This window comes from Microcoleus sp. AT3-D2 (genome assembly GCF_036705715.1).
GTDB lineage: Bacteria > Cyanobacteriota > Cyanobacteriia > Cyanobacteriales > Microcoleaceae > Microcoleus.
Map to the genome: position 1 here is coordinate 1 of NZ_JAUBVE010000037.1, position 17,274 is coordinate 17,274.

Below are 17,274 nucleotides of genomic sequence, written 5' to 3' on the forward strand. Positions count from 1 at the left end.
AGACAACTCCTGTAGCTTTGGTTGCTCCTTCTATCAATGGCTAAGTTTTAGTCTTTGATTGACAAAAAGCGCTCCTATTAATAGGGGCGCTTTTTGTTTGGGGAAAAAATTATAGTCTCAACGAGATTGTCATGTATCATAATAGAAGGAATACGCTGCTTGTAGTTCTTTTGCTCCCATAGAGCATAAAAGCCTTCTTTATGGAGTTGCATTCTTATGACAGTCACTACAGAAAATTCAATTAGAGCATTGCTGTCAAACACTGAGGAGGTGATGTGGGGTGAGCTGAGTTTAATCAAACATTCCTTAGAAAAGCTGTTTGAATCTGATGAAGCGCGGATTTCTAAAGAAGAATCATTTAACGATCTGTTGAAAATTGTTGAATTGTTAGAACGGATTAGAGAAGCAAAACATCTAGGTCAAAAAATTGAGATTTATTATTCTGAATACAGACCGCTTTTAAACGTAATTAAAGCAAAATATAGTGAGTTTTTAGCACGTGATACCTTCAAAGAAATTGAAGCTCATGAAAAATTCCTGGATGGCTTGAGGGAATTAATCATAGCTCAGAGTGTTATGCTGAGTGGATTTGAAGAAAAAATAGATCTAGAACGCCGATATGGATGGCTCTACACGGGTATGGTGGAACTATCAGAGCGTTTAGAAGAATATCTTCTCTACTTCCCACAAGACTTAATAGAGTACGTTAAGAATATAGCATTGGCATTTTTGAATGATTCTAGCCTAAAACCGGATAAAGCCAATCATAACAAATCTGTTTTTTCATCTTTAGTTGGATTAAAAAACACTGCTAGAGCAGTATTATGGCAAATCGAAGAAAACCGAACAAGAAGTGAAAAACAACCTTCGATAGACTCTCATTCAAATCAAATCTTTACTCGTGAATTACAAATTCAGAAGAACCAAGCTGCAATCGATTGGGCAAATTCACGACTTGAACAAATAGAAACTATTAGCGCAGCAAAAGGATGGAAATTGTAGAGTGATTGTAATTCTCGACTCTAATATTCTTACTTTGTTGGTTACACCTCTTGATGAAAAATTGTCGGAAGATGAGAAGCTAGCCAAGGAGATTCATCAATGCACACAATGGTTTGAACGCCTATTATCGAAAGGTGCGTCTATAATTTTTTCTGATATCTGTGATTATGAAGTTAGACGCGAATTCATTCGTATTAAAAGCAAAAGTGTTCAAGAGTTAGACAACCTGAGAGACTTAATTGAATTTAAACCAGTAACTTTTGCTGTGCTAGAAAAGGCTGCCGAACTATGGGCTGAAGCAAGATATATTAGTCAATCTAATAAAATCAAGGAGAACATTGATGTAGACTGCATTCTGGTTGCTCAATGGTGTCTACTCAAAGAGCAATATCCTGGTCGTGAAGTCATTATTGCAACTAAAAATATTAAAGATTTTCAACGTGTTACCGATTGTGATGTTTGGCAAAACATTACTTATTTATAGTAATTTACGAGTTAGATAAAATGTCAGGTAAACTTCAGATATGCCAGAGCATAAGTGCCTTCCACATTTTACCTTCAGACTTTTAGCTGATTTCTCAGCGGGAGAGTGTCAAAATTAAAGATAGCTCCTAAGCTGTTAAAGATGCCAGGATTGTTTCAGTTTAGCTGTTCCCAGTTCCTGAATCTCAGCAAAAACAAATGTAGCCGATCGGGAGTAGCTCCTCACCGTGTCAAGCGCTCTATCTCTAAAGAGGATTTGTATTATGAAAGATGGACAAGAAGTACGCCGCGCCTCCACAGCCGTCATTGCCGGTGTTTGCGGGTTGGCTTTACTGACGGGAGGGGGCATTGCCTGGTGGACCGCGAACCGTTCGCCAACCCCCGCAGATACGCCGTCTTCTGCTCAGACTACCGCTCCGCCGCTGTCCCCAAGTCCTGCGGAATCTCCTGCTGTAGTTATCCCCGTGCCCCCTCCAAATCCTGTACAAGTGCCACAGGTTCAGACGCCTACAGCTCAGACGCCGCAGGTTCAGACGCCTAACGCTCTAGTGCCAAAGTCGTCGCAGCCAAAACCTTTGCCGCAGACTGATGTCCAGACGGTGCAAGTCTACTGGGTTAAAGATGCGAGCGGCAAATTTGAGGGAGTTCCTACGAAAGTAGCTGTCAAACAAGCTGACAAGCCTGATGCAGCTTTACAAGCTGCTTTTAACAGTTTGTTGGCTGGGCCGAAGGATGGAACTGTTTCTAGCGAAATTCCTAATGGGACAAAACTCAGAGGTTTGAGTGTTAAGAATGACGGAGTTTATGTCGATTTGTCGGCAGAATTTACTTCGGGGGGAGGGAGCAATTCGATGACTGGCCGGTTAGGGCAAGTTATCTATACGGCTACGAGTTTACAACCGAATACCAAGGTTTGGATTTCTGTCGAAGGGAAACCTTTAGAACTTTTAGGGGGCGAAGGTTTGGAGGTGGCTCAGCCGAGTACCCGCCAAAGTTTTGACAAAAATTTTCCCCTTTAGTAATAATGAGTCATTAGTTACAAGTGATTAGTCATCGGTCTGAAGGCCGAGAATAGGAATTGATAACTGATGACTCATGACTGAGGATTGAGAATTGAGGACTGGCAACTAATTTTCAGTGCTTCGTAGTTAGGCTAAATGCCCGAAAGTGTAGGGCTTGCTGTTCGATCCGGCTGGCAAGCCGATCGCACACCATATTACACAGCTCAAAAATCAACTCGTCTTGCACCTTATAATAAGCTGAAGTTCCTTCACTCCGGCGAGTGAGGATACCAGCTTGGAGCATGAGTTTTAGGTGCTTAGAAACATTGGCTTGACTCGTTTGAGTAGCTTCCACCAATTCTTGCACGCATTTTTCGCCGTCGCGAAGCAAGTTCAAAATTCGTAAACGCATGGGTTCGCTCAAAATACTGAAATACTCAGCAACTTGTTGCACGACCTCTTGCGGGACAGGCTGGGATGACTTCATCAAACTCACCGGAGAGAAGTGATCGGGAAATATTAGCATTTATTCTGTCCATAACAATAAAGTAATCCTTTAATCCGGATTAATTCGCATCAACACTTGACCGTATTCGACAGGTTCGCCATTTTGAACTAAAATTTCCATCACTTGACCGGAGACTTCATCAGCATCGATCTCGTTCATCAGCTTCATCGCTTCGATAATACAGACTGTCTGGCCGACCTTGATGCGATCGCCCACATTGACAAAAGGTGGCTCGTCGGGAGCAGCAGCGCGATAAAAGGTTCCTACCATCGGCGAGATAATTGACACCCATTTGGTATCGACAGGGACAGACAGGGCAGTAGGCACGGCTGCAGGGGCGACCGGTACAGGGGCAGCCAGATCCGCTGCTAAATTTTGGTCAACAGCAGGAGGTGACGCTAAGGTGGGGCTAGTAACAGCGCCCAACGCGATCGGAGCGACAGTCGCCACGGCAGCAGGGAGCGCAGCAGAGGTGCCTGGTGAACTTGCCAGAATGCCTTTGCGTACTGTCAGTTCAATATCCCCACTTTTTAAGGTCAGTTCCGAAATGCCAGTTTTGTCTAATACAGTTAGCAGTTCGCAAAGCTGGTTTAAGTCTAGTTGCACAGCAGATTCAAGGGTAATTGAGAATTGAAAATTGAAAATTGAAAATTGAAAATTCAGAATCAGGCGAAGCTAGGAGAATTCACCGAGTTTGGAGGCAAAAGGGATAGTTTTTAAGCTGTGAGCGATGAGTATTGAATTTTAACTTCTTTAACTCATAACTCAGAACTAAAAACTAAAAACTCCCTTTTCCTCCCTCGTTTCTACTCTCGGCCGAGGTACTTGTCTTCACGAGTATCAATCCGAATCCGTTCTCCAATGGAAATAAATAGAGGCACCATAACCTGAGCTCCGGTGGAGACGATCGCGGGTTTGCTGCCACCAGTGGCAGTATCTCCTTTGACTCCGGGATCGGTTTGCAGCACTTCCAAGACAACAGAGTTGGGCAGTTCCACTTCCATGATTTGGTCGTTCCAGCGCAGGATGCTGACTTCCATCCCTTCACTGAGGTACTTGACACGATCGCCTATTTGCTTAGCATTGAGGCGACTTTCCTCGTAAGTTTCCATATCCATAAAGACGAAATCGTCGCCCTCTTTATAGGTATGCTGCATCACACTCTTTTCCAGGTTGGCTTGAGGCATAGTCTCGCCTGCCCGGAAGGTTTGTTCTACTACGTTTCCGGTTTGGACGTTTTTTAATTTTGTCCGCACGAAAGCCGAGCCTTTTCCTGGCTTGACGTGGAGGAATTCGATAACCCGCCACACGCCGTTATTCCATTCAATTGAAACACCTGGTCGAAAGTCGTTACTGGAGATCATATAAATTTTTGCGGGCAATCCCGTCGCCTTGGGGCACGGGGGAACTACAGTCAGTCGATTTTAGATTTTAGATTTTAGACTTTAGATTTACTCCACAGATGAATTTGGGAGATTGAACCTTGGTCTAAAATTTTGATCTCTCCACGACAGGAGTCTGGGGATTGTATCCGTTTTTGAGCGGGTCAGGTTAAAGCCGCAGTCTAGCTGACTGCATCAAAAAGCAATTGGCATTTTATTTTACCGTTCAAAGGGAGCAAGTGCTGTACTGAAATGTTAATGGCAGTGGGCAGTGGGCTGTTGTCAGTTGACAATCAAGCATCCAGGATACAAGCCCCCGGATTCATCCGTCCAGAAATAAAAAACCTGTATCCGATCAACAAGCCCCCGAATTTATCCGTGGGGTCGCCTCTAAAATCTAAAATCTAAAATCTAAAATCTAAAATCGATTGACTGTTGTTAGTGGGCAACTCCCTCCTCAGCCAAACCAACAGACACTTTAGATGGGTAGCAGCTTAGAGGGCGGGCAGCGCTGTGGGAAGATAAGAGAGGCAATAAAAGTTAAAGTTATGTTGCATTGGCCTAATTTCTCGATCGATACGTGCAAGCGCTGGGTCAAAACCGTCGCTTTAGCGCTCTTGCTGTTCACTCTGTCCCTGAGTTTCAGTGCAGTCTCCCATGCCAAACGCCCCAGCAGCAGTATGCCTGCAGGGAATGCGATTACGGACGGCCGGGCGCTGCTGCGCTTCGCTTTACCTATTGACAATCAGACTGTACGGGAGTTGCAAGTCAGTCTCGAAGACATTGGCAACCACATACGGTCTAAACGTTGGGGGCCTATTAGCAGCGATGTCAGTAAAGCTTCCAGGATTCTCAACCTTCGGGAATCTGACCTTTTAGAGAGTATTCCCGACGCCAAAAAGCTGGAAGCTGAGGCGTTAGTTGCAGGAGTCAAGGAGAAAGTTGCTCAACTGGAAAAGGCTGTTGAGGCTAAAGACAGGGACAAAGTGATTGATTTGAAAGCCACCATCCTAGGTTCGGTAGGCGAAATCGAAGAGTTGATGGTGACAAAGTTTCCGTTTGAAGTGCCGGCAAAGTATGCTAATCTGCCTCAACTGAAAGGGCGCGCTACTGTGGCTGTACAAACTGAAAAAGGGGAAATTACTGTTGTGCTTGACGGCTACAGCGCCCCGGTTACGGCTGGTAATTTTGTGGATTTAGTCGATCGAGGTTTTTATGACGGTTTGCCGTTTATTCGATCGGAAGAATCGTACGTTTTGCAAACGGGAGACCCCGAAGGCAAGGAAGAGGGTTTTATTGACCCAGCTACTGGCCAATACCGGAATATACCGCTAGAAGTGCTCGTCAGGGAGGAAAAAGAACCTATTTACGGGATTACTCTAGAAGATGCGGGGCGTTATCGTGACGAACCTGTTTTGCCTTTTTCTGCTTTCGGTACTGTGGCCATGGCCCGTACAGAAACTGACCCTGATAGCGCTTCTTCTCAGTTTTTCTTTTTCTTGTTTGAACCTGAACTCACGCCCGCCGGTCTGAATCTGTTGGACGGCCGCTATGCTGTTTTTGGTTACATGATTGAAGGAAAAGAAGTTTTGGAGCAACTGAAGCAGGGAGACAAGATTGTATCTGCTAAGGTAGTTAAAGGAATCGAAAATTTGGTGCGACCTCAAGTTTAATTAATGACGGCGATTGAAATCGCTTTTACACCAAAGTGACGGCGACTGAAATCGCTTTTACAGAAACAAAGCCCGCCTGCGCGGGCTGAAAAAATCAATAGTGACAGGCATTGAAATCGTTTCTAGATGGTGAAGGAGGTTGAAATCGCTTCTGCACAGATAAATCCCGCATCAGCGGGCTGGAAGAAGAGATAATTTTTATAGTTTCGTTATTTAAATTAGGAATTAAATCGAGAATATGGCTATTTTACAATTTTTATTGGTAATGGGTTTGGGCGGATTCGCAGGCTTGTTGATTGTAAAAAATGTGAATGAAAGCAAGCAAAAGCAGCGATTAGATGAGGCTTTTTATCAGTTGTTGGAAACTCAAAACAGTCAAATTTCGTTGATTCAACTGGCGGCTAATGCTAGGGTTGAGGCTGAAGTTGCTCAGCAGTATTTAACTCGGCAAGTTAAGATTTTTTCGGCGATTTTAGAGGTAGATGATGAAGGGGATACTTTTTATAGGTTTCCTAGGTTGCGCTTGCCACCGAGTTCGGGTAAGGAATGGTGAATTGAGAAAGTGCGATCGACTAATTCAAATTTATGCAAGTTAAAGATATCGGTGAACAAGGTCTTTTAAGAATATTACAAAAATTCTGCCCCGCAGAGATAGTTGGTGATGATTGCGCTGTCATGCCTACAACTCCCAACCAATCTCTTGCTATCACTACAGATATGTTGGTGGATGGAGTGCATTTTAGCGATCGCACTACGGGGCCTTATTACGCAGGATGGCGCGCCGCAGCGGCAAATTTGTCGGATCTGGCTGCGATGGGAGCAAAGCCTCTGGCGGTGACTGTAGCCCTCGCTGTGGCTGCGGATACGGCTGTGGAGTGGGTTGAAGAGTTTTATCGGGGGATGACGGCTTGCTTGCAAGAATATGATACGCCGATCGTCGGTGGGGATGTTGTGCGATCGCCCGTGGTGACGGTGGCGATTACGGCTTTTGGGGAGGTTGAGTGCGATCATACCATTAGTCGGTCAAATGCGCGATCGAATTGGGCGATTGTCGCTACCGGTGTTCACGGAGCCTCCCGCGCGGGATTAGAATTGCTGTTAAATCCAGAATTCGGGCAAAATCTGGAAAAGGTCGATCGGGCTTCCTTAATTCTCGCTCACCAGTGCCCTAAACCGAGGCTGGATGTTTTGCCGGTTGTTTGGGAGATTTTAGATTCTGCGGGTGAGTTTTCCATCGCCGGAATGGACAGCAGCGACGGTTTAGCTGATGCGATTATTCAAATTTGTCGGGCTAGCGGTGTTGGCGCAAAAGTCGATCGTACAAAAATACCCATTCCCCATGTTTTCAGCGAAATTGTATCAACCGAAAAAGCTTTAGATTGGGCATTATACGGCGGCGAAGACTTCGAGTTAGTGCTGTTTTTGCCAATAACAAGCGCTCAGTTATTGGTAGAAAAAATAGGAAACCGAGCCGCAATTGTGGGAACCGCTACTGAGAGCACCGATATCTGGTTGACTGATAGCAGCGGTATTTATTCTGATGCTATATTAAAGCTCGATCAAGGATTTCAACACTTCTGAATTATCTCCCTTGTTCACTGGGAGTGGATGAAAGTTTGTGTAGACGCGGTTTCAAGCGCCTAGTTTTTGCCCGTTATATCATTTCCGGTTACACTCATACATGATGTTGACTGTTGACGGTTGACTGTTGACGCCGTGAACCGTCAACAGTCAACGCCGTGAACAGTGAACTCGAATTTACTATTCCGATGTTAACGGATTTGATATTACAGATTTTCCGCCAGCGAACCGTTGACCGAAAGCATCCAGGATACAAGCCCCCGGATTCATTCCGAAAGCAGACTCAGGACCCAGAAATAAAAAACCTGTATCCGATAAAGGAACCCCCGAATTTATCCGTGAGGTCAATGCTTCAATTCTAAAATCTAAAATCTAAAATCTAAAATCTAAAATTGATTGATTCTGTTATTGTAGGCAATAGCCAAATTATTTTGAGTTTGCGTCCATTTTTCGCTTCCTGGTTCCCGATTATTTAAAACTATTTGATAACCTGTAATGGCAATTTCAATATTGTTAGCTCTATTACCGCTGGGAAAGTCACTAATATGAACACTCAAATTTTCAATCAGGCTGATAATTGAGCTAATTGTTTCTGAGTTTTCGCCGTCAATTAACTTCTGGGTTACTTCCTGTAAAATCTCGGCAAAACGGGCATTGAGGAGATGTTGCCGTTGTTCGAGCATGGGGTAAACTACTGCAATATCGCTATTAATATCTTGTTCTGCTCGCAATAATTCTAAGAAAAAGTTTGCATACTCTTGGAAATTTTCACTTTCAGAGTTATTGCTATCTTCGTCATCGTTCATATCGATGAATTGCCATAGCTGACTGGCCAGATTTCTGAGGAAATTAGCGCCATTCTCGCCTCCTTGTTCTGCCAAGGTTGATGCTACTAACTCGCAAGTTTCCAGAAATCCGCGATCAAGTAATTCGGAGTTATCCTGTAAAATCTGCGGTTCCTCTCCGTTGGGGCAATTCAGCAGGGTGTGAATTAATTGCAGATAGGCTTGGGCGCGGTTTTCGTCCATTGTGGGGAGTTGTGAATAACACCGGGATTTATTTTACCATGCTTGGGGGTGGGTCGAAACCAGGTTTTTGCGAGAATACTTTGTTACTGTCGGCAAAAATGCTAAAAAACCAGGTTTATTGGGAATTTTAACCGCAGATGTCGGCGGGTGTACGCTGATGGACGCAGATGAATTAGTTTATTCTTGGAGACATGGGTGCGTCGAAACCAGGTTTTTTTGAGAATACTTCGTTACTGTGCGAAGAGATGGAAAAAAACGCGGTTTATTTGATTTTTAACCGCAGGTTTTCCGGCTAACGCCTAGATAATGCTACCTTTGGCATTAATCTATCCAAAATTTGCTCGATCGCAATTACTGTCCAATCAATATCAGCTTCTGTGGTTTCTCGTCCTAGAGTCAAGCGAATTCCACCCACTGCGCCGATTTCGTCATATCCCATTGCTAATAATATCGGACTGGGAGTTAGTTTGCCGCTGCTACAAGCAGAACCGGAACTAATGCCAATTCCTGCTAAATTTAGCTGCCGCACGATAGTTTTGCCTGTGATACGCCCTGTATCTCTCTGTTGATAAGGGCGGGAAGAAGGGGATATTATGCAAAAACTGACGTGGTGCGGCAACCGACAATATCGATCGCCAGTTGGTACTAAACTGGGTACGTGGGATAATCGGTCAAAAAGTCGATCGCGCAATCCAATTAACCTCGGCGTTTCCACATCTATTTCCTGCAATGCTAACTCCGCCGCCACCCCAAAACCGACGATTGCCGGCAGCGCTTGTGTCCCGGAACGCATTTTCAATTCTTGGCCACCACCGCCCAACATTGGCACTAATTCTACTCCCGGACGCACGTAAAGCGCGCCTGCGCCTTGTGGCCCGTAAAGTTTGTGACTGGAAACCGAAAGCAAGTCTACGGGGAGTTTCTGCACGTCAACTTGCAGCTTGCCGGCAACTTGAACTGCATCGGTATGAAACATGATATTGCGATCGCGAGCAATTTGTCCTAATGCCTCAATTGGTTGCAGCGTCCCAACTTCGCTTTGTCCGTAAATGATTGAAATTAACACTGTATTCGATCGCAGCGACTCTTGCAAATCCAAAGGGTGAATGCGCCCAAATTTATCAACCGGTAGGCGCGTCACTTCCCATCCCAACTGTTCGAGTTGTCGCGCCGGTTCTGCTACTGCGGAGTGCTCTACGCTGGAGATAATAATATGCTGTGGCTTTGTATAAAGACGGGCAATTCCCATTATTGCCAAATTGTCCGCTTCAGTGCCACCACTGGTAAAAATCATCGATTCCGGTAGCGCGTTAATCAAGCTAGCAACCTGCATTCTTGCTAATTCTAAAGCTGTCGCCGCCCTTTGTCCCCACTCGTGCAAACTGGAAGGATTACCCCAATGCTGAGTCAGGGCTTTTTGCATGGCTTGAATCGCTTCTGGGCGTGCGGGCGTTGTGGCACTATAGTCGAGGTAAATTTGCATGATAAATAACTAATTAATGAAAGTTGACTGTTGACTGCTGACTGCTGACTGCTGACTGTTGACTGTGGACTGTTGACTGTTGTGAGTGGCTACCAATAACCAATAACTGATGACTAACTTCCTGGTTTACAGACGTTGTAGTCTTCGTGCGACAATACTTTTTGGGGAATTAAGAAAGTGCCGCAATCTTCACAAAGCATTCTGTAGTTGCGAGTTACAGGAATACTGATTATCAAACGGTTGTGACGCAGGCGTTTGCCGCCGAAATCTCTGTAATTCTTATTGTCGCCCAAAGCTGCTATAATTGACCGGGCTTTAGTAACTACGTGGTCGGGCAGGCCTCTGAGATCGATGATATCTCGAGCAAATGATGCTTCCCTCTCTTGCTTTTTGGTTTGTTTTTGTGTCAGCACTTCAACGTAATGCTGCTGCGCCACCAACTCTTGCGTGCAGCGATGGCACGCTTTACCATATCCTTTGTGACCGCACGGAAAAATTCTTTTTCTTTTAGCCATAAAGCAGCGGTATCGGGTTTGACCCACGCCCCTGAATGCTGCTACCCTACCAGTGATGCTTCCGGCATCGAGGCAGTTCTACAAGACGTAAAATCTGTTCCCTTGCATAAATTTAATAGGTTGTAACTTTACTTGATCCAATAGCTTTGAACTGTGGTTCGGCTAATAACCTCTATATTTTTTAAAATTTTGTGGCTGTAATTTATTATCATTTACTCGGTTTCTGCTGTGCTGGGCTGGTGGCGATCAATCTGGCGGGCTGCGGACAAACAAAGCAAGACGTGCAGAATTTACCTCTCAGTCTGGCTCCATTGCCTCAAGACCCCTTGTTGCAAGTATACTTCAATCAGTCGATCGCTTCGAGTTATACAGAGCCTTACCGCCAGCAAACTAGACCTGGAGATGATTTAGAAAACTTGATCGCTGTTGCGATCGCCAGTGCTGGATCGACGGTAGATGTAGCGGTTCAGGAGTTTCGCTTGCCCAGTATTGCGAGGGTTTTGGCCGATCAACAGCGATCAGGAATTAAAGTTAGATTAATTGTGGAACATATCTATAGTCGCCCTTGGAGCGATTTTACAGCTCAGGATTTAGCGAAATTACCGGAAAGAGAGCGCGATCGTTATACCGAATTTCTGCAACTTGCCGATCGCAATAAAGACGGTAAATTGAGTGCCGATGAAATCAAGCAAAACGATGCTTTGGTAATTGTCAAAGATGCGGGGATTCCTGTAATTGACGATACTGCTGACGGCAGTAAAGGCAGTGGTTTGATGCACCACAAATTTGTGGTAATTGATGGCCAAACGGTAATCGTCACTTCTGCTAATTTTACCACAAGCGATATACATGGCGATTTCAAGACAGCCGCAAGTCGCGGTAATGCGAACAATTTGGTGAAAATTGAAAATGCTCAAATAGCGCAACTATTTACTCAAGAATTTAACATCATGTGGGGCGACGGACCCGGAGGCAAACCGGACAGCAATTTTGGCATCAAAAAGCCGTTTCGTCAAGGGCAAAAAGTAAGAGTAGGGAATGCGACAGTGGCGGTGCAATTTTCGCCGACTTCCCAGACTTTGCCTTGGGAAAAAAGCGTTAACAGTTTGATAAACCGAAATTTGGGTAGTGCGAAAAAGTCGGTTGATTTGGCATTGTTTGTATTTTCGGCTCAGCGGTTGTCAAATACTTTGGAAATTGAAGCTGGGCGAGGAGTTGCGGTGCGAGCTTTAATTGACTCTAATTTTATTTATCGCTCTTACAGTGAAGGGTTGGATATGATGGGGGCGGCTTTGATGCAAGATTGTGGGTTAGAAACTGACAATCGCCCTTGGAGAAAGCCGCTGACTACGGTGGGAGTACCCCTGTTACCAATGGGCGATCGCCTGCACCACAAATTCGGCGTTGTGGACGGCAAAACGGTGCTTACAGGTTCTCACAACTGGAGTGAGGCGGCAAATCACGGGAATGACGAGACGCTGCTGGCGATCGAGAGTCCCGTAGTTGCAGCCCATTTTGAGCGGGAGTTTGATCGGCTTTACAAAGGTGCAACCTTGGGAATCCCCGCCCGAATCAAACAGAGAATTGATGCTAAGAAAAAAGAGTGCGATTCACTACAAGCAGCATCAAAAGCGACGAGTGCTAAACCTCAAATTGCTGGAGGTAAAAAGTTAGTTAATTTGAATGCCGCGACTCAGGAAGAATTAGAAACCTTGCCTGGGGTTGGCCCGAAGTTAGCCGAGAGAATTATTGCAGCGCGGCAACAGCAACCTTTCACCTCTTTGGAAGATGTGGCACGGGTACAGGGAATCGGGGACAAGATTTTAGATAGATGGCGCGATCGAGTAACTTGGTAATTAAGTTCGTACTCAGGACTTCAGTCCTTCCTTTCGCAACTCAGCATCAAAGAGTCAATTTCTCACTATAAACCTATTCGATCCACTTTGACAACACATCTGCTCTCAAGTTAAAATAACTCCTAAACAAAATGCTATCTATTCACATTAGAGGTATAGAGAGATGAAACACGCCAGATATTTTACGGGGAAAGCACCAATCAAATTCCTCGCTATTTTGGTGGGGGCATTTTTTTTGATTCTAGCAGCTTTCACAGTCAGCGCCCAGCCGACTAGCGAAGCACAATTTAGGGTCAAAAACGAAAACGCTTTTAATATTAATTTGATTCAATTTAAGCGCATTGAATATGTAGGCCCCTGTGCAGGTACTGTCTTCTCCCCTGATTCGCAAAGCGCTCGATTTGTCTCCAGCAAAACTCCTCCCGGCCCTAACAGAAGGGTGATGATTAAAAATGTGACTGACGGCATGGAAACTAACCCTTATCCCTACACAGACAGAGGTTACAACAAAGGTGAGTTTTCCGAGGATTTTGGATTTAAGTTGGGTAACAGTCACAAAACAAGAACTTTTTCGGTTTTAGAGGGAGAAAATAAGTTTCTCTATGAAATCAAAGAAAATGACCAAGTTATAGAACAGGGTGCGCTTACGGCTGAAGTTTCTATACAAAACTTAGGTACTTTTCCCCGTCAGCAAATTTGTCAAGATAAGGTAGAATGTCGGGATACTTCAGACTGTCGCGACAGTAAAGGTAAAAAAAGAAGTTGCAGACGAGAGTGTTTTCCTGTTCAACAATGTCGCTGTCCGTAATTACTTTCTGTCCTAAAATTATTGTTTTAATTAACGGCAGAAGACAAAGAGGAATAACAAACCAGAAAAAAGAGAAGTTATTTTCCGGGAGGGGCAATCACGGGAGATTGCCCCTCCCGGAAAATTATTTGTTTAAGTAATGGGGTGAAAGTAAAATGCTGCTCCTAACACGATGTATGTTGCTAAAAGCAGCACTCCTTCGAGCCAATTAGAACGCCCGTCGAGACTAATTAGATTAGCAATTGTCACTGCGATGGCAACTGCAACTACTTCAAATGGATTGAAATTTAAATCCATCGGCTGATGAATCACTAACCCGATAATCACCAACACCGGCGCTACCAGCAAAGCAACTAGCAAACTCGAACCCATTGCGACAGAAACTGACAAATCCATGTTGTTTTTCATCGCAACTCCCACCGCAGTTACATATTCAGCCGCGCCGCCAACAATTGGCAACAAAATTACCCCTGTAAACAGCGGCGTTAATCCCAATCCTTTGGTAGTTTCTTCGACAACACCTACGAAAATTTCTGATTCAAAAGCAACCGCAACAGTTGATGCAACTAGCACCCCTATCCACAGCCACAAATTCGGTTTGTGCGTAGTAGATTCCTCTTTGGTATTTTGAGGATTTTCTGACTCTAGTTCTAGTAGCCCAACATCGTAAAGATAGCTGTGCGTTTTTAATGAAAATAGGAGAGTTAGAGCGTAAACTGCAATTAGGACGATCGCAGTTATTAAGGAAAGGTTCTGAATGGCGGCGGGTTCGACTCCATTGGATGTGTAAATTACCATTGTCGGCAGCAGGATGGCAATCACTGCTAGAGTCATTGTGGAACCGTTCACCCGCGCGATTATTGGCTTGAATTCCTGTTCTTTGTAGCGAATTCCTCCTAACAGCATGGAAAATCCCATGACTAAGAGCAAGTTGCTGATAATTGTACCGGTTATGCTGGCTTTCACAATGTCAATTAAGCCAGCTTTTAAGGCAACTATGGCAATAATTAATTCCGTAGCATTGCCGAAGACTGCATTTAATAAGCCGCCTATGGAGGGGCCTGTAACGATCGCCACTTCTTCTGTTGCTGTGCTCAACCAAATAGCCAGAGGTATAATGCCTAAAGCGGATGTAATAAAAACTGCGAGGGAACCCCAGTGCAAATACTCAGCAGCGATGGAAATGGGGATAAAAATTAACAGCGCTATGGAAAGAATTTTTTTGATTGACATAGGAACTCGGATGGTGTATGGAAGGGTGAGGTCGAGTTGTCGGGGCGATCGTCAAGTTGATTTTACACTATTCAACTATTCTCTGGCTGTTCGGGTGGCGAGTGCGATCGATAAGTGGGAATTTTTAACCGCAACTGCACCCAGATCGAGGCAGATTGAATATAATAGAATTATATCGACATCGGTGAAAAGATATGTCTCAATCTGTAGTGCCAGTTGTTGAATCAAAGCAAATTGATACTTCACCCACCTTGACCTTTGAAGAATACCGATTTTATCAAACTGATTCCGATCTACAATATGAACTGTACAAAGGCAAATTAATTCCGATGCCAACCGCAACAGTTTTACATATCAAAATTTGCGAATACTTAGTTTACAAATTGCAGCGTTACCTAGCGGAACACAATCTTGACTTAGTAGCAAAAACAGGGCTGGGAGTAAGAACAGAAGAAGATATCTCTCGGATTCCTGATGTAGTTGTTTGCACTCAAAGTCTTTTGGAACAAGCTGCTGCTAGACCAGGTTCGGGTATCCTCGATTTTGAGGAAAAGCCCCTGTTAGTCATAGAAGTAGTGAGTCAAAATCGGCGTGCAGATTATGTGATTAAACGAGCTGAGTACGAACTAGCTAACGTACCTGAATATGTAATTGTTGACCCTACACCTAACAAGGAACTGGTGAGAGTTCTAGCCTTTCCTGAAGGTGAAGACATCTATACCCAGACAGATTTTGTGCCGGGGCAACAAATGGTGTCTGTAGTATTTCCAAATCTGACATTATCAGTGAATGAAATACTGTCTCCGCCATTAGTTGAAGGGTTGATTAAAGCAGAACAAGCTCGCTTCCAGGAACTTGAGCAGCAAGCTGCGGTGGATCGCCAACGGGCTGAAAGATTGGCGGTGAGGTTGCGAGAATTAGGAGTAGATCCCGATCGCATTTAGGATCTTCGATGACCCAGAATTCATGAGTTAATTATTATTAGTTATATCAAATCCGCGCTGCATCAGAATTATTCAGATATCTCTGATTTTCATCTGCGTGAATCCGCGTTCATCCATTGTCATCTGCGGTTGCAAAATTCTCTTTTTTTGACCGCAGATACAGGCAGATAAACACAGATCAACGCAGATGAGTTAGATATATCGATCGGGCTTGATACTGTGCAACTATTCAACCCAACGCACCCGAACAAAATGAGCTTCGCGTCCCCAGAAGTCGTGACTTACAGTAATATCAACCACACTCAAATTAAACGGAATAGCAGTTGTGACGTAACGCTGAGCCAGAGATCCCACATCAGGAGCTAACTGAGCCGCAGCCGCCGCCGCTGCACCCAAACCTAACAGTTGCAGAATGGGCCCGCGAGGTAGGGCTAAATTGATGCCGACAGCAAGTCCTGCCGTTAGCAGCATTGCCACCGACACATTTGTGCCACAGCGGGGATGTACAGCTAAATCCCACTCTCCGCTGGCAATCCGCTGCAAAGCCTCGCGCACTGCCTGACGCAACTGTGCAATGTTAACGTGGCCATAAAGATAAAACCCTTGGTCTGTGGACATCCCGCCCAATAACTCATTATCGGTTCTTGCTGTCGTCGCACCAAGCGATTGGCCCAGTACCCAAACAGTAGCGTGTTCCAAAGCATGAACTTGGCGCAGAGTCAAGACTTCCTTCAAACCGGGCAGAAAATTGAGTTGTCGCAACAAATCAGCATCTTGAGTCCGCTGCGGGGCAAAGTCGAAGGGAAACTCGCCGGTGCGGCCGGAAGCAGAAGCAGTAGTTGTCATATCAAAACGCCTCCATTAACTCCATTAAGTGGATATTTAACATTAGCAATTCGGTTGAGAAAAAGCAGGTCCTAAGTTATCAATAGTTTTGACTTTAACACCTAGCAATGGCAGGTTTTGTGCAAAAATTATTAGCCCTCAACCTGCCCTTACTAACCGATCGCACTTATTCCCAGTTTATTGCTCTACCCGCTGGCCCTCACGGAATACTCCCGGAATTCGCCGGCCTCTGGTATCGATAATTGTGCCTTTGCCGTGAGGCAATCCCTTGCGTAACTCTCCCTGATAGCGGATACCGTTGGAGAACGAACAGTTACCCCTGCCATCAAGTTCTTGAGTATAGAACTGTCCCGAACACCGACTGCCGTCAGCCCGGGTGAACGCTCCCGTACCTAAAGGCTTGCCCCCTAAAAATTGACCCACAAAGCGATCGCCATTAGCAAAAATGAATTGCCCTTGTCCAGTGGGCACGCCTACTTTTTGATCGAGAGAAAACGACCCTATATAGCGATCGCCATTAGTAAAAATAGCTGTCCCGGAACTAACTTTGCCATCTCGGAATATGCCCTCCACGCGGGCGTCGTCCTTAAATATAAATTGTCCTCGACCATTTGGTTTGCCCAGACGGAACTGCCCCTCATAGCGATCGCCGTTGGAATATATGTATACCCCAGTGCCACTGGGCAAACCGTTCACAAACTGTCCGATGTAGCTATCACCACTGTCATAATCGCACCTAACTCTACCTGTAGCGATAGCTGGCACGCAGCGACCGGTTTTAGCTTCTGTTCCTTGCGCCATTGAGGGCAAGGGATAAGTCGCGTAACTACCAATTCCCAAAACTGATGCAACTAATAAAGCGATTCCACTGATCCAAGAACGGGAAATCATCAATCAACTTTCTCCTATGCGGTGTTAGATATTATCTTCT

19 protein-coding genes are annotated in these 17,274 nt (G+C 45.0%); 10 read left to right on the forward strand and 9 right to left on the reverse strand.

All coding sequences use genetic code 11. The features are described from left to right. Positions 1–216: 216 nt before the first annotated feature. The 3 genes from QUB44_RS16575 (at position 217) to QUB44_RS16585 (ending at position 2,504) form a co-directional block, all read left to right on the forward strand. On the forward strand, positions 217–1,002 hold the full coding sequence (locus tag QUB44_RS16575) for a hypothetical protein (RefSeq protein WP_333369370.1): 786 nt from the start codon (positions 217–219) through the stop codon (positions 1,000–1,002). Position 1,003: 1 nt separating this feature from the next. Further along, positions 1,004–1,486 carry a hypothetical protein gene (locus QUB44_RS16580; RefSeq protein WP_333369372.1) on the forward strand — a complete coding sequence of 161 codons (483 nt, stop codon included), beginning with the start codon at positions 1,004–1,006 and terminating at the stop codon, positions 1,484–1,486. A 262-nt stretch (positions 1,487–1,748) separates the two neighbouring features. Further along, positions 1,749–2,504 carry a GerMN domain-containing protein gene (locus tag QUB44_RS16585; RefSeq protein WP_333369373.1) on the forward strand — a complete coding sequence of 252 codons (756 nt, stop codon included), beginning with the start codon at positions 1,749–1,751 and terminating at the stop codon, positions 2,502–2,504. 115 nt (positions 2,505–2,619) lie between these two features. On the opposite strand, the gene QUB44_RS16590 is transcribed toward QUB44_RS16585, so the two are convergent. The 3 genes from QUB44_RS16590 to efp form a co-directional block, all read right to left on the reverse strand. Next, positions 2,620–3,012: an ArsR/SmtB family transcription factor gene (locus QUB44_RS16590; protein ID WP_006631662.1), complete on the reverse strand. Its 393-nt coding sequence runs from the start codon at positions 3,010–3,012 to the stop codon at positions 2,620–2,622. Positions 3,013–3,042: 30 nt separating this feature from the next. Then, positions 3,043–3,600 carry an acetyl-CoA carboxylase biotin carboxyl carrier protein gene (gene accB / locus QUB44_RS16595; protein WP_333369375.1) on the reverse strand — a complete coding sequence of 186 codons (558 nt, stop codon included), beginning with the start codon at positions 3,598–3,600 and terminating at the stop codon, positions 3,043–3,045. Positions 3,601–3,800: 200 nt separating this feature from the next. Continuing rightward, positions 3,801–4,358, reverse strand: a complete 558-nt coding sequence (gene efp / locus QUB44_RS16600) for an elongation factor P (RefSeq protein ID WP_041622404.1) — start codon at positions 4,356–4,358, stop codon at positions 3,801–3,803. Between the two features lie 566 nt (positions 4,359–4,924). On the opposite strand from efp, the gene QUB44_RS16605 reads away from it, so the two are divergent. The 3 genes from QUB44_RS16605 to thiL all read left to right on the forward strand — a co-directional run bounded on the left by QUB44_RS16605 (position 4,925) and on the right by thiL (position 7,630). Then, entirely contained in the window at positions 4,925–6,049 is a 1,125-nt protein-coding gene (locus tag QUB44_RS16605) for a peptidylprolyl isomerase (protein ID WP_333369377.1), read from the forward strand. Positions 6,050–6,287: 238 nt separating this feature from the next. Next, the gene (locus QUB44_RS16610) at positions 6,288–6,602 is read left to right on the forward strand and encodes a hypothetical protein (RefSeq protein WP_333369379.1); all 315 of its coding nucleotides are present in this window, start codon (positions 6,288–6,290) and stop codon (positions 6,600–6,602) included. Between the two features lie 32 nt (positions 6,603–6,634). Beyond that, positions 6,635–7,630 (forward strand): thiamine-phosphate kinase, encoded by a 996-nt coding sequence (gene thiL / locus QUB44_RS16615; protein WP_333369381.1) that lies wholly within the window; start codon positions 6,635–6,637, stop codon positions 7,628–7,630. Positions 7,631–8,016: 386 nt separating this feature from the next. Here the strand turns inward: thiL and QUB44_RS16620 are convergent, their stop codons facing one another. Further along, positions 8,017–8,658, reverse strand: coding sequence for a hypothetical protein (locus QUB44_RS16620; protein WP_333369383.1), 642 nt, complete (start codon positions 8,656–8,658; stop codon positions 8,017–8,019). Between the two features lie 67 nt (positions 8,659–8,725). On the opposite strand from QUB44_RS16620, the gene QUB44_RS16625 reads away from it, so the two are divergent. After that, positions 8,726–8,878, forward strand: coding sequence for a hypothetical protein (locus tag QUB44_RS16625; protein WP_333369385.1), 153 nt, complete (start codon positions 8,726–8,728; stop codon positions 8,876–8,878). Positions 8,879–8,950: 72 nt separating this feature from the next. Here the strand turns inward: QUB44_RS16625 and QUB44_RS16630 are convergent, their stop codons facing one another. Together QUB44_RS16630 and QUB44_RS16635 are read right to left on the reverse strand one after the other, a co-directional pair. Beyond that, entirely contained in the window at positions 8,951–10,141 is a 1,191-nt protein-coding gene (locus QUB44_RS16630) for a cysteine desulfurase family protein (RefSeq protein WP_333369387.1), read from the reverse strand. 113 nt (positions 10,142–10,254) lie between these two features. Then, entirely contained in the window at positions 10,255–10,656 is a 402-nt protein-coding gene (locus QUB44_RS16635; RefSeq protein WP_333369389.1) for a DUF7682 family zinc-binding protein, read from the reverse strand. Positions 10,657–10,847: 191 nt separating this feature from the next. Between QUB44_RS16635 and QUB44_RS16640 the strand changes: the two genes are divergently transcribed. Then, the gene (locus QUB44_RS16640; protein ID WP_333369391.1) at positions 10,848–12,512 is read left to right on the forward strand and encodes a DUF655 domain-containing protein; all 1,665 of its coding nucleotides are present in this window, start codon (positions 10,848–10,850) and stop codon (positions 12,510–12,512) included. A 163-nt stretch (positions 12,513–12,675) separates the two neighbouring features. Continuing rightward, complete coding sequence (locus tag QUB44_RS16645) at positions 12,676–13,320, forward strand: hypothetical protein (protein WP_333369394.1); 645 nt, start codon at positions 12,676–12,678, stop codon at positions 13,318–13,320. Positions 13,321–13,452: 132 nt separating this feature from the next. Here the strand turns inward: QUB44_RS16645 and cax are convergent, their stop codons facing one another. After that, the gene (gene cax / locus QUB44_RS16650) at positions 13,453–14,553 is read right to left on the reverse strand and encodes a calcium/proton exchanger (protein WP_333041818.1); all 1,101 of its coding nucleotides are present in this window, start codon (positions 14,551–14,553) and stop codon (positions 13,453–13,455) included. Between the two features lie 194 nt (positions 14,554–14,747). Between cax and QUB44_RS16655 the strand changes: the two genes are divergently transcribed. Next, entirely contained in the window at positions 14,748–15,497 is a 750-nt protein-coding gene (locus QUB44_RS16655) for a Uma2 family endonuclease (protein WP_333163457.1), read from the forward strand. Positions 15,498–15,722: 225 nt separating this feature from the next. On the opposite strand, the gene QUB44_RS16660 is transcribed toward QUB44_RS16655, so the two are convergent. Then, entirely contained in the window at positions 15,723–16,343 is a 621-nt protein-coding gene (locus QUB44_RS16660; RefSeq protein WP_333369396.1) for a DUF6391 domain-containing protein, read from the reverse strand. Between the two features lie 177 nt (positions 16,344–16,520). Continuing rightward, positions 16,521–17,234 (reverse strand): MORN motif-containing protein, encoded by a 714-nt coding sequence (locus QUB44_RS16665; RefSeq protein WP_333369398.1) that lies wholly within the window; start codon positions 17,232–17,234, stop codon positions 16,521–16,523. Between the last annotated feature and the right edge of the window lie 40 nt (positions 17,235–17,274).

Excerpts from the sequence above, each read along its gene's own strand:
- QUB44_RS16620 (WP_333369383.1), bottom strand. The coding sequence starts at position 8,658 with ATGGACGAAAACCGCGCCCAAGCCTATCTGCAATTAATTCACACCCTG.
- cax (WP_333041818.1), bottom strand. The coding sequence starts at position 14,553 with ATGTCAATCAAAAAAATTCTTTCCATAGCGCTGTTAATTTTTATCCCC.
- QUB44_RS16605 (WP_333369377.1), top strand. The coding sequence starts at position 4,925 with ATGTTGCATTGGCCTAATTTCTCGATCGATACGTGCAAGCGCTGGGTC.
- QUB44_RS16645 (WP_333369394.1), top strand. The coding sequence starts at position 12,676 with ATGAAACACGCCAGATATTTTACGGGGAAAGCACCAATCAAATTCCTC.
- QUB44_RS16665 (WP_333369398.1), bottom strand. The coding sequence starts at position 17,234 with ATGATTTCCCGTTCTTGGATCAGTGGAATCGCTTTATTAGTTGCATCA.
- QUB44_RS16575 (WP_333369370.1), top strand. The coding sequence starts at position 217 with ATGACAGTCACTACAGAAAATTCAATTAGAGCATTGCTGTCAAACACT.
- QUB44_RS16585 (WP_333369373.1), top strand. The coding sequence starts at position 1,749 with ATGAAAGATGGACAAGAAGTACGCCGCGCCTCCACAGCCGTCATTGCC.
- QUB44_RS16660 (WP_333369396.1), bottom strand. The coding sequence starts at position 16,343 with ATGACAACTACTGCTTCTGCTTCCGGCCGCACCGGCGAGTTTCCCTTC.
- QUB44_RS16610 (WP_333369379.1), top strand. The coding sequence starts at position 6,288 with ATGGCTATTTTACAATTTTTATTGGTAATGGGTTTGGGCGGATTCGCA.
- efp (WP_041622404.1), bottom strand. The coding sequence starts at position 4,358 with ATGATCTCCAGTAACGACTTTCGACCAGGTGTTTCAATTGAATGGAAT.
- QUB44_RS16590 (WP_006631662.1), bottom strand. The coding sequence starts at position 3,012 with ATGCTAATATTTCCCGATCACTTCTCTCCGGTGAGTTTGATGAAGTCA.
- QUB44_RS16630 (WP_333369387.1), bottom strand. The coding sequence starts at position 10,141 with ATGCAAATTTACCTCGACTATAGTGCCACAACGCCCGCACGCCCAGAA.
- QUB44_RS16655 (WP_333163457.1), top strand. The coding sequence starts at position 14,748 with ATGTCTCAATCTGTAGTGCCAGTTGTTGAATCAAAGCAAATTGATACT.
- thiL (WP_333369381.1), top strand. The coding sequence starts at position 6,635 with ATGCAAGTTAAAGATATCGGTGAACAAGGTCTTTTAAGAATATTACAA.
- QUB44_RS16635 (WP_333369389.1), bottom strand. The coding sequence starts at position 10,656 with ATGGCTAAAAGAAAAAGAATTTTTCCGTGCGGTCACAAAGGATATGGT.